This is a genomic window from Streptomyces sp. NPDC057486, from assembly GCF_042802415.1.
Lineage (GTDB): Bacteria > Actinomycetota > Actinomycetes > Streptomycetales > Streptomycetaceae > Streptomyces > Streptomyces yanii.
This window is the reverse complement of record NZ_JBHVEE010000036.1, coordinates 62,865-74,134: the sequence shown is the minus strand read 5'-3', so window position 1 is coordinate 74,134 and position 11,270 is coordinate 62,865. Positions and strand designations below refer to the sequence as shown.

The following is an 11,270-nucleotide window of genomic DNA, read 5'->3' as shown; positions in this document are numbered from 1 at the left end:
GGCGATGCTCGCGATGCTCGCGCCCGGGTCGGCGGCGAGCATGCGGGCCCCGGTGGTCAGGACGGCTTCCAGGTTGCGCGCTGCGTCGGCTCTCATCAGTCAAGAGTAACGATGGAGCGGAAGATAGAGGCTTTCCCTCTACGTTTATGTGTAGCTAACGAATGGAAGTGCTACATTGAAGTGGCAGTTAAGCGAGTCGTCCAAACGGACCGAGAGCATCGGAAGAGAGCACGCACATGATCACCTACGACCGGCTTTTCATCGGGGGTTCCTGGGTCGAGCCGAGCGACCCCGAGCTGCTCGACATCGCCTCGCCGCACGACCAGTCGCCGATCGGCCGTGTGGCACAGGCCCGGCCGGCAGACATCGACCGCGCGGTGGCGGCGGCGCGCGCTTCGTTCGAGGCAGGTGTGTGGCGGCTGACCCCGCCGGCGGAACGGATCGCGGTCCTGCGGCGGTTCAACGCTCTGCGCGAGGAGAGCGCGGAGAAGGTCGCCCACCTGATCTCGATGGAGAACGGCTCGGCCGGATGGTTCACCCGGGCCGGACAGCCCGGTCTGACCCGGCAGGCGAACGCCTACCTCAAGGCGGCGGAGGAGTTCGGCTGGGAGGAGACCCTGGTCCCCTCCGACCCGGCTTCCCCCGTGCGCAGTGTGGTCCGCCGCGAGGCGGTGGGTGTCGTGGCCGCGGTGATCCCGTGGAACTCGCCGTTCTCCTCGGCCACTTCGAAGATCATCCCGTCCCTGCTCGCCGGTAACTCCGTGGTTCTCAAGGTGTCCCCGGAGAACTCGCTGAGCATGGCTTTCCTGGCCGAGCTGCTGGAGCAGGCGGGTCTGCCGGAAGGCGTGATCAGTGTCCTTCCCGCCGACCGGGAGACCAGCGAATACCTGGTCTCGCACCCGGACGTCGACAAGATCGCCTTCACCGGTTCGACGCGGGCCGGCCGCCGCATCGCCTCGATCGCCGGTGAGCAGCTCAAGCGCGTCAGCCTGGAGCTGGGCGGCAAGTCCGCCGCGATCATCCTTCCCGACGCCGACATCGAGAAGGCCGTCGCGGGTCTGAAGTTCGGCTCCCTGCTCAACAACGGCGAGTCGTGCATCGCCCAGACCAGGATCCTCGCCCCACGCAGCCGGTACGAGGAGGTCGTGGCCGGGCTGAAGGAACTGGTGGAGTCGTTGAAGGTCGGGGACCCCAATGACCCGGACACCTTCATCGGCCCGATGATCCGCCCCGACCAGCAGGAGCGGGTGCGCAACTACATCCAGCTCGGCATCGAGGAGGGCGCCCGTCTGGTCACCGGCGGCCCGCAGATCCCCGAGGGCCTGGAGAAGGGCAACTACGTCACGCCCACCGTCTTCGCCGACGTCGACAACACCATGCGGATCGCGCAGGAGGAGATCTTCGGCCCGGTCCTGGTCGTCATCGCCTACGACGACGAGGACGACGCCGTCCGCATCGCCAACGACTCCGAATACGGCCTCTCCGGCGGCGTCTGGTCCTCCGACGAGGCCCACGCCCTGGCGGTCGCCCGCCGCGTCCGCACCGGCACCATCACGGTCAACGGCGCCTCCGTCGCCTTCGACGGCCCGTTCGGAGGCTTCAAGGCCAGCGGTATCGGCCGCGAATACGGCGCCGTCGGCCTCGGCACCTACACCGAGTACAAGACCATCACCATCTGACCCGGCAGACACGGACCGATCCGCCGACGGCGACAGGTGGGCTCGCCCACCCGCCGCCGTCGCGGCGCTTCCGGCTGTCCACAGTCCACCGGCGGTGTCCGTCAGCGGCGATGCCGCTCACCGTGGCCCGGTTCGCGCGGCGCACCCCGTGCCTGAATCGGTCATTTGACGGTGGCGCTCGGCTGCCCCGGGGTCATGACCATGAACGCTGCGGCGTCCATGCTGACCGAGGTGCTGGAACGTGCCACGGATCCTGCCGCGAACGCGGTCCCTTCGGTCCCTGGGCCGCCCCCGCGCACCGGGTGCCGCGCGTTCCGGTCCTGCCGGGTGACAGTCAAACAACTGATCCGCGGCACGCCCGGTGGTCTCGACAATGGGGACGTTGGCGACAACCGGGAAAGGAACCACACCGCATGACGATCATCAACAGCCCGCTGCCGGACAGGGAACGCGAGATCGCGGGAAGAGCCCTGCAGGGGACCGTTCCTAGCCAGTGTGCGTGAGTGAGTCCTGGACCCACTGTTGCGTACTGGGCGCATCCCGAACGGTGTTGGATGCGCTGGGTTCCCGCGTTCGCGTCCCGTTCGGTGACGGCTCTCCGGGGGGCCGGTCCGTTGCGGGTGGGCGGGTTCCCTCACGCCCCCGGTCGCCTGGTCCGGCCTGGGCGGTCCGATGCCTCGCACGATCGCTCCGGTCGTGCGGGGGCGGTGCCGTCCGTCGCTGGATCGGGTGTCCGAGGGCGCGTCGTCCGATGGCGATGCCGGCGGCATCGTGACGGGACATGGTGCGGCGGGGGGTGGTCAGTGGTTTCTGCCAGTGCTGGGCACCCCATTGGGAGGTGTAGGCGGGGTCGACCGCGACGATCGCAAGGCCGTGTTCGGCGGCCATGGAGACGAGCCGGGCCTTGAGCCTGCGGGTCGGGATGCCGGAGATGAGCTGCCGGAACCGTTTCCTGCGGCCGTGTTTCTCGCGGGTCTTCTCGGTGGTGAAGTCGAGGTCTTCGATGCCGATCGCGGCGACACCGACACGCACCGCCCAGTGGATCAGGCGGGTCAGGGCGTGGCGGAGCTGCGCGTCGCGGTGACCGGCGGTCCCGGACAGGTCGTAGAAGAACCGCCGGGGCCCGCCGAGGGGGTTGCCGTGCCGGTCCAGGCGGTAGGCGGCGAAGTGGTCGGCGTTGGTGTCGACACCGATCATGCCCCGGGCGCGGGCGGTGGCCAGCGGGATGGTCTTCACAACGGGGCGTTGCCAGGATGCGGTGAGGTACCAGCGGCCGCGCTCCGTGTCGAGGTGGATGCGGTAGGCGACGGCCCGGTTGGCGGTGATGCGGTCGGCCCACTCCGCGCCCCGGTGCGCGAACGAGATCCGGGGGGTGAGGGTGTACCGGCCGTGCCCGGCGTTGGCCAGGTGCGCGAGCGGGGCAGGAAGTCGGATGGACACTTCGCCGTCCGGGGTGACGCGGATCGTCTCGTTCCCGAACCGCTTCCCCGACTCACCATCGGCCGCGATGAACCAGCGCTCCGCCTCCCACCGTTGCCGCCACTGGTCTTCGGTGAGCCCGGCCTCGGCGAGGTGGTGGCGGGTGTTCAGGAGACGTTTTCCGCCCCGCACCACCTGCACGCGTCCGGCCTGCCGGTCGGCGACAACGGCCGCATGCCGCGCCTCCAGGGCAGCCAGGCGGCGGGACTTGTGGAACCACTCGCTCCGGGAGCGGTAGCCTCCTGCGGCCCGCTTCGTTCCGGGTGCACCGATCGGGAGGGACAGGCGGTGCCGCAGCGTCCTGATCCCGGCCTCCAGTGTCTGGATGTGCGCCGCCTGGCAACGGCGCGCGAGCGCCCACTGATCGTGCGTGGCCTTGGTGATCGCACCCGCGATCCGCGACGACGACTCCTTCGTCAGGTCCCGTTTACGCGCTGCCCAGGTGTCCGCGCTGTGCTCCAGACCGTCCGCGCAGCGGGCCTTGAGATCACGGGAAGCGAGCGCACCCTGATGCTCACCGACCGCGCGCAGCACCTTCTCGTCCTGGGAGGTGAGGTGCTTGAACCGGTCCCGGACCGCCACCCCGCAAGGCCCGGGCACCACGAAGGGCCCGGCCAACTCCCGCAAACCACCCACCGCTTCACCCCCGCCCTCAAAGGCCAGCCACCCGCTGTCCAGCCCAACGAGCAGCAGCTGCCAAGGTCACCCATTCGACCACAGAACCCCCGTTCCTACCCCACGAACCCGTCGACAGGACCCACTCCCGCACACCACCACTCACTTCAGCTCAGCAAACCGACAACAGCGCACAACCCTCGTCGACCTGCTCGACCTCTCCCTCGTGGCCAAGCAGGCGCACTGGAACCTGTACGGCCCGCGCTTCCGCTCCATTCATCTGCAGCTCGACGAGGTCGTCACCTCTGCACGCCTTTACGCCGACACCGTGGCCGAACGTGCTGCCGCCCTGGGGGTCAGCCCGGATGGACGGGCCGCCACCATCGCGGGGACCAGCGGCGTGCCTGCCTTTCCGTCCGGCTGGACGAAGGACGTCGATACCGTCGAAGCACTGGTGCGGACGTTCTCCGCGGTCGTCGAACGGGTACGGGGACGCATCGAGGAGACGGGCCCGGCGGACGCCGTGACCCAGGATCTGTTGATCGGGCTGACCGCCGACCTGGAGAAGCAGAGCTGGATGTTCCAGGCCGAGAACCGGGCCTGAGGAACGCGTGCCGCGCAGCGGGTGAACCGTCCTGCCGCGCATGCGTGCCCCGCAGCGGGTGTACCGCCCTGCGGGGCACGTGTGCGTGGCAGTCCGGAGTGCGGCGCTCTCAGCGCCGACGACGCGCCCGCAGGGCCGCTGCCTTGGTGCGGTTCCCGCAGGTTCTCATCGCGCACCATTCCCTTCTGCGGCCCCGGGAGCGATCGAGGTAGACCTGTGTGCAGTCGGGGTGTCCGCACTCACGCAACAGGGCTGACTCCTCGCCCGCGAAGACCTCGACAGCCTCGCGGGCGAGATCGGTCAGGGCCTGGGAGGCGGTACCGAGACGTCTCGCGCCCTCGGGGCACAGGCACATCGCCACCGGCGTTCCGGCGGCCTGCCGGTTCACCGCGGTGACCGCCCCGGCGGGCAGGGGGTGGTCGTCGATACGGGCCCGGGCCAGCGAGTAGATCGCCTCCCGCAGGGCTAGAGCCGTGCGCAGGTCAGCCGCGTCGGAACCAGGTTCCTTGTCGAGCAGCCCGGACTGCACGAACCAGGCGTCGAGTCGCCCGGGGGTGCCGATCCGTTCGTCGGGAGTCTGCCCGCGACGCGCCTGCAAGGTGCCCACGAAGTCGAGGGCGGGCGTCCCACACGGAAACACGTGTCTCACATGACCCTCCTGGCAGGTGGCTGAACACCCCTCAAGAGTAACCGTCTTGACAGGTGACGCAGATGCGTGGGAATCTTTCGTCACCGGTCAGAACAGTTACTTCTTGGTGAGGAAAGCCCCATGGCAGTCGTACGGTTCCACCTCGTCTCCACGCTCAGCCCGAAGGACGTGCTGGGAGTGCTGACCGACTTCGGCCCTTCCCGGGCGGAAGCCTGGCCCACGATCGACGCCGGACACTTCGAGGTCCACGACCTCGGCGACACCTGGGCAGAGGTCACCGAGGGCACCGCCGCCGCCTGGGAGCGCGCGCGCTACGAGTGGACGCCGGGAGGTGACACGGTCACCATCACCACCCTTGACTCCAAGCTCTTCGGAGCCGGTGGCGGCTGGGTCTTCCGGATGACCCCCGAGGCCGGCGGAACCCGGGTCGACGTCGAGCTGACGCGGCAGCCGAGCACGCTCAAGGGCAAGGTCCTCGCCTCGCTGCTCCCCGTCGTCGCTCCCTCGTCCCTGCGCAAGTCCTTCGCGGGCCCCCTGCAAGCCGACTGACCCGCTCCCGCCGCCTCAGGTCCCCGGCGAACAAGGCGAGCGCCCGGTTGCCGGCCGAGGGTGCGCGGTGACGGCCTCCAGGGGCGCGCCTTTCGGACGGGGTCATATGAGACCCCCCACTTTTCGGCGGTGTTCGGTGTGCGGCCGGCGTCCGCCGTGTATACGTGTTCGTCGACGTCTGTGTTCGCCGGAGCATGTGTGCCAGGTCCGCGGCGTATTCCGCTGAAGATACACGTACGTCTGTGGCTGCTCCTCGGATCATGTTTCGGACCCGGATCACAAGGGTGGGTGGGGTGACGGCGCCGAGGTGTCGCGGTCGATCCTGCTCACGTCCGTCACGGACCAAGGACGGGAATCCGTGGACGTGGACCGTCAACTGACTGTTGTCGAGGGTCTGATGCGATCCCAGAGTGGGAACCAGGGGTCGGTGGCGTCCTGCCGTCGGCTCACCCGAATTCAAGCCAACCCCTCTTTCGTCACCGCCCTAACCGGTGATAAAGTCTGATCAGTCTTCGGCGAGCCCGAGGCTGCCTCGGGTCGCACACCCGGGTCACGGAGGCATGCACGCGGACGTCGTCCGCAGGTGAGCCCGTCGCCCCGGCCCGCATTCCTGCTCCTCTGCCGTACACATGTGTCGCTGCGCGACCAGGCACCCCCTACTTCTTGGATGGATACCCATGAGACGACTTCTGACTGTCCTCGCGGCCGGTGTGCCGCTGGCTGCGGCGGTGTACCTGCCGACCGCGTCGGCGGAACCCCAGAACGCCGCCGCGTCCACGCCGGTCAGCTGCAGCACCGTACCGGTGAAGGCCCCGGCGGGTACCGAGGTGGAGTCCGTGACGGCGGTTCGCCAGGCGGGCGGCACCATCGACGGCACCGGGGTCCTGGGCGGGACGGTCTCCGGTGTCCCCGCCTTCTGCGAGGTGACCGTCACCCTCACCCACCCGGGTGACGACGACCACGCCAAGGTGCGGACGTGGCTGCCCGAACAGGGCTGGAACGGCCGCTTCCAGGCGCTCGGAGGCAGCGCCTATCTCGCCGGGGACAACGGTGTCGGTCTGGGCACCGCGGTCAAGAACGGCTACGCCGCGACCAGCACCGACGCCGGCGTCGGTGACGCCGTGGACGTCAGTTGGGCGCTGGACGCCAAGGGGCAGGTCAACACCGCGCTGCTGAACAACTTCGCCTCCCGCTCCCAGCACGAGGCGGCCGTCGTCGGCAAGCAGGTCATCGCCTCGACCTACGCCAAGCCTGCCTCCTACTCCTACTTCACCGGCTGCTCCACCGGTGGACGCCAGGGTTACATGGAGGCCCAGCGCTACCCCGACGACTTCGACGGCATCCTCGCCGACGCGCCTGCCGTCAACTGGGACGAGTTCGAGGTCGCCACCCTGTGGCCGCAGGTCGTCATGAACAACGAGAAGACCTACCCGGCCCCCTGCGAGCTCACTGCCTTCACCGACGCCGCCGTCAAGGCATGTGACTCGCTCGACGGTGTCAAGGACGGCCTGGTCAACGACTCCGCGCGGTGCGACTTCGACCCCCGTCGCCTGATCGGCACCAAGGTCGTGTGCAAGGGCAAGGAGCTGACCATCACCGCGGCCGACGCGGCTGTGGTCCGCAAGATCTGGGACGGCCCGCGCACCACCTCGGGCGAGAAGCTGTGGTCCGGCGTCCCGGTCGGGGCCGACCTGTCGGCGCTGGCGGGTACCTCCGACCCCGACGCCGACGGCAACGTCAAGGGCGTGCCCTTCCCGGTGCCCCAGTTCTGGGTCTCGTCGTGGCTGAAGAAGCAGCCGTCCTTCGACGTCTCGACGATCACCTACAGCCAGTTCACGGAGCTGTTCAAGCAGTCCGAGGCCGAGTACGACGAGATCATCGGCACGGACGACCCGGACCTGTCCGCCTTCCGCACGTCCGGTGGCAAGCTCCTGACCTGGCACGGCCAGGACGACCAGTACATCCCCACCCAGGGCACGGTGCAGTACCGCAAGCAGGTCGAACGGGAGATGGGCGGCTCGAAGAAGGTCGACGACTTCTACCGCCTCTTCCTCGCCCCGGGCACCAACCACTGCGGTCTCAACGGCGGTGACGGTTCGGCCGACGGCCTCGCAGCCCTGACCGCCTGGGTCGAGCACGGCAAGGCGCCCCAGACGCTGCCCGCCACGCTGACCAACTCCGCCAACGAGCAGGTCGACCGCGACCTGTGCAGCTACCCCCAGGTCTCCCGCTACAAGGGCTATGGCGACCCGGACGTCGCCTCCAGCTTCCGGTGCGTCGCCCCGTTCCAGCACTGACCGCGCCGCCGACGACCCGCTGACCTGAGAAAGGCCGAACCTTCATGAGTACGCAGACCTCGACGCCGTCGGACCCGGCGGTGACGGACGGACGCTCATCCCTGCTGAGGCTGTACCTGGGCCGTGGCGTCCTCGCCGTGGCGTGGGCCCTGGCGTTCGCCGGAGCCCACGAGGACATCGACGCCGTGGCGATCACGCTGCTGGTCGTCTACCCGCTGATCGACGCGGTGTCCTCGCTGATCGACTACCGGGCCCTGCCCGACGGGTCGGAGCGCCGGGTCACGGCGTTCAACGGGGTGCTGAGCACGCTCGCCGCCGCCGCGGTCGGCATCGCCGGCGCCGGCGGTGTGGCGCCGGTGCTCCACGTGTTCGGTGCCTGGGCCGTCCTCTCCGGCGCGGCTCAGGTGGTCGTCGGGTTCCGGCGCCGCGGCCCCGAGCTGGGCAAGCAGTGGCCGATGCTGATCGCGGGCGGACTGTCCTTCCTCGTCGGCGTCTTCTACAACATCCAGGCCGCGGGCGACGATCCGTCGCTCGACGTGCTGTCGGTCTACGCCACGGGCGGTGGGGTGTTCTTCATCGCCCAGGCCGCGCTGCTGGGCTGGAAGACCCGGCAGCTGCGCACCCGGGCCGTCTGACCCGCCGTACCATCCCGGTGCCGTCCCGGCCCGCGCCCTGTGGCGCGGGCCGGGACTTCGTGTCGTTCCGGACAGGCCCGGCCGTCAGGCGACGCGGTGGCGCACCGGCAGGGACAGCACACCGCGGATGATGCCTGAGCCGTTCCACTCCAACGAGTCCACCGGGGCGGCGAGTTCCGGTTTCGGGGAGCCGGGTCGGCAGGGTACGCACGGCGAGGACCGTCTCCATCCGGCGGGTGGGGCGCCCGGACAGTGATGGGTGCCGTGTCACGTCGAGTACGCCGGGATCGGCGTCCTCGGCCTGCGGGGCGTCGCGCCCGGCCGATCCGAGGGCGACGACTATCCCCCACGGGGGATGCGGACCCCGTCCGGTTCGAGGTCCTCCGCCGCGTAGCTGCTCGTGGCGCGTGCGACGGCGGAGGTCTCGGAGTGCAGGAACTCCTCCACCGCACCAGGCATCAGCTTCGGCTGCTCGCACAACCACCCCGAGCTGCTCGGGGTGGTGCAGCAGCGTCAGCGCGGAGTTGCTGCGGCAGATCGACGGCGCTCCGGTGGCCCGCGACGATCAGCGTCATGCCGGTGCCGACGGGATCCTCCTGGGCCAGTCGGCCGTCCTGCTCGTCGTGGACGGCGACGAGGGTGGGGGGGCGGGTCGCCCGGCAAGGCGCGCCACGCGTCTTCGGTCGCGGCCGGTCACCAGCCCGTGCAGAGCGGCCGGCGCGCGTCCGTCCCGAAGGCCGGACCCAGGTGGTGGCCGACGACCAGCCGGCCCTTGAGACCGAGGTGGAGACGGGGCCGGGGGAGATGGACCGGGTGGATGGGGCTGGGCTCTCACAGCCTGACGTACCGTCGGCGCGCGTCCGTCCCGAAGGCGGGACCCGGGCTGACTCTGCCGTCCTGATACGGGCACCGCTCGTGGCGGCTCAGGGGACGGCTCTCCCGTTCCGCCGGTCTCGTGGGGTTTTCCGAGGGCGGCCGGGTGGCGCCCTTGGGCCGTCGCCCCGCGAACGAGCCCGGTCCGGTGCAGGGTCCGGGCCCGCCCGGCAGGGGAACCCGGACACGCCACAGGGGCATGCGCGGCGCGCATGCCCCTGTGGCGTTCGGGGAACTCAGTTGTCGTTGTTGAAGATCGTCAGCACGCGCAGCACCTCCAGGTAGATCCACACCAGCGTCAAGGTGAGACCGAAGGCGGCCAGCCAGGCCTCCTCGCGCGGGGCGCCGTAGGCGACGGCGTCCTCGACCTGCTTGAGGTCCAGGGCGAGGAAGGCCGCGCCGAGCAGGATGCCGACGACGCCGAAGATGATGCCCAGGCCACCGCTGTTGAAGCCGAGGCCGTTGCCCGCGCCGAAGGCGGAGAAGAGAAGGTCGGCGAGGAGCAGCAGGAGGAAGCCGGTCGCGGCGGCGGCGACGAACCCGGCGAACCGCTGGTTCACGCGGATCCAGCGCATCCGGTACGCGATGAGCACGCCCGCGGAGACCGCGAAGGTGCCGAGCACCGCCTGGACGATGACCCCCGGTGAGATGTACGTGGAGACAGCGCTGGAGAACACACCGAGGAACACCCCCTCGAACGCCGCATATCCGAGGATGAGCGCCGGTGTCGGTGTCCGCTTGAACGACTGGATCAGTGACAGGACGAAGGCGACGAGGGCGGCGCCCACGGCGATGCCGTAGGACCGGCCGAGGTTCGCCTCGTCGACGGGTAGCAGGAGCCAGGACAGCACGGCTGCCAGGGCCACGGTGCCGAGGGTCGTCGCGGTGCGGACGATGACGTCGTCCATGGTCACCGCACTCCGGCCGGTCCACGCTCCGGCGTCCGTGTCGACGTCGGCAGCGGGGGCGTAGGGGTTGGTCCCGTAGCCGCCCGTCAGCTCGCCGCCGACCGAGGTACCCACCGGCTCGCGCGGGTACGCGCCTGCCGGGCCGGCGTCACGGTTCGCGCCACCCAAGCGGGAGAAGATCGGGTTGCTGGTCCTCACGTCATTCCTCCTCGTCCGCCGCACTCGCGGCCTGCCGCACAGCGTTGTCGTCGGGGCGCCCGTGGTGGCACACGTGTGACCGTGGAACATCCACCGGGGCGACGACTGCAACCCTATTCGTCACCACTCTGACAGGTGACGGAATGGGAAGCAAGTTCCGCAGAGGCCCGCTCTCCCCGCCGGGCGGGACGTGCGGTCATTCGGACGGCATGCCCGGTTCGTCGAGCAGTTCCATGAGGAAGCCGTCCCAGTTCAGACCGTCCATCTCCGCCTCGGCCGAGACGATCCGGTAGGTGGCGTCGAGCCACTCCGCCAGCGCCTCGGTGGGCAGCTCGAACAGGGCTTCCACCTCCTGGGACTCCAGGAGCAGCCACGACGAGGGCTGCTCCCTCGACAGGGTCGGCCACATCCGCACATCGCCGGCCCCGCTCATCGACGTCACTCCGCGGTACAGGAGTTCACGGCCCAGGTGCCAGATGAGACTGGGCCCCCGTTCCGCCAGGAACTCCACCGTGATCACCGCGGCCATGTCCGGGTCGAAGCAGAACTTCGCCCGCATCGGCAGCCGGGTGAATTCATCGAGCATCTGGTCGAGATCCAGAAACAGGGAAGGCACGAGCGCGGGCGCCGAACGCGCACGCAATGGCGGCTGATCACGATGCATGACGGGAGTTCCCCTCCGTGGGACGAAGTCTGAGAGCTCCACTCTTCGCCCGGGGACGGACCCCGCACATCGGTCAGTTGACGGTCGAAGGCCGGGGCGACGTCCGGCGGTTGACGGTAC

General features: G+C 69.7%; 8 protein-coding genes and 1 pseudogene. 5 read left to right on the top strand and 4 right to left on the bottom strand.

Annotated elements, in window-relative coordinates; genetic code table 11:
- The first annotated feature begins 236 nt into the window (after positions 1-236).
- Positions 237-1,679, top strand: a complete 1,443-nt coding sequence (locus ACFU6I_RS19000; protein WP_384367791.1) for an aldehyde dehydrogenase — start codon at positions 237-239, stop codon at positions 1,677-1,679.
- A gap of 486 nt (positions 1,680-2,165) precedes the next feature.
- Here the strand turns inward: ACFU6I_RS19000 and ACFU6I_RS18995 are convergent, their stop codons facing one another.
- Positions 2,166-3,794, bottom strand: a complete 1,629-nt coding sequence (locus ACFU6I_RS18995) for an IS200/IS605 family accessory protein TnpB-related protein (RefSeq protein WP_384367788.1) — start codon at positions 3,792-3,794, stop codon at positions 2,166-2,168.
- Between the two features lie 169 nt (positions 3,795-3,963).
- Here ACFU6I_RS18995 and ACFU6I_RS18990 point away from each other — a divergent pair.
- Positions 3,964-4,377: pseudogene (locus tag ACFU6I_RS18990) on the top strand (DNA starvation/stationary phase protection protein); the annotation flags it as partial.
- A 109-nt stretch (positions 4,378-4,486) separates the two neighbouring features.
- Here the strand turns inward: ACFU6I_RS18990 and ACFU6I_RS18985 are convergent.
- Positions 4,487-5,026: a CGNR zinc finger domain-containing protein gene (locus ACFU6I_RS18985; protein ID WP_384367786.1), complete on the bottom strand. Its 540-nt coding sequence runs from the start codon at positions 5,024-5,026 to the stop codon at positions 4,487-4,489.
- 120 nt (positions 5,027-5,146) lie between these two features.
- On the opposite strand from ACFU6I_RS18985, the gene ACFU6I_RS18980 reads away from it, so the two are divergent.
- The 3 genes from ACFU6I_RS18980 to ACFU6I_RS18970 all read left to right on the top strand — a co-directional run bounded on the left by ACFU6I_RS18980 (position 5,147) and on the right by ACFU6I_RS18970 (position 8,507).
- Entirely contained in the window at positions 5,147-5,575 is a 429-nt protein-coding gene (locus ACFU6I_RS18980) for a hypothetical protein (RefSeq protein WP_384367783.1), read from the top strand.
- 677 nt (positions 5,576-6,252) lie between these two features.
- The gene (locus ACFU6I_RS18975; RefSeq protein WP_384367780.1) at positions 6,253-7,872 is read left to right on the top strand and encodes a tannase/feruloyl esterase family alpha/beta hydrolase; all 1,620 of its coding nucleotides are present in this window, start codon (positions 6,253-6,255) and stop codon (positions 7,870-7,872) included.
- Positions 7,873-7,916: 44 nt separating this feature from the next.
- A complete protein-coding gene (locus tag ACFU6I_RS18970) occupies positions 7,917-8,507 on the top strand; it encodes a DUF308 domain-containing protein (RefSeq protein ID WP_384041907.1) in 591 nt (196 codons plus the stop codon).
- 1,109 nt (positions 8,508-9,616) lie between these two features.
- On the opposite strand, the gene ACFU6I_RS18965 is transcribed toward ACFU6I_RS18970, so the two are convergent.
- The gene (locus ACFU6I_RS18965; protein ID WP_384367777.1) at positions 9,617-10,486 is read right to left on the bottom strand and encodes a Bax inhibitor-1/YccA family protein; all 870 of its coding nucleotides are present in this window, start codon (positions 10,484-10,486) and stop codon (positions 9,617-9,619) included.
- A gap of 196 nt (positions 10,487-10,682) precedes the next feature.
- Positions 10,683-11,150, bottom strand: a complete 468-nt coding sequence (locus tag ACFU6I_RS18960; protein WP_384367774.1) for an SsgA family sporulation/cell division regulator — start codon at positions 11,148-11,150, stop codon at positions 10,683-10,685.
- Positions 11,151-11,270 lie beyond the last annotated feature (120 nt).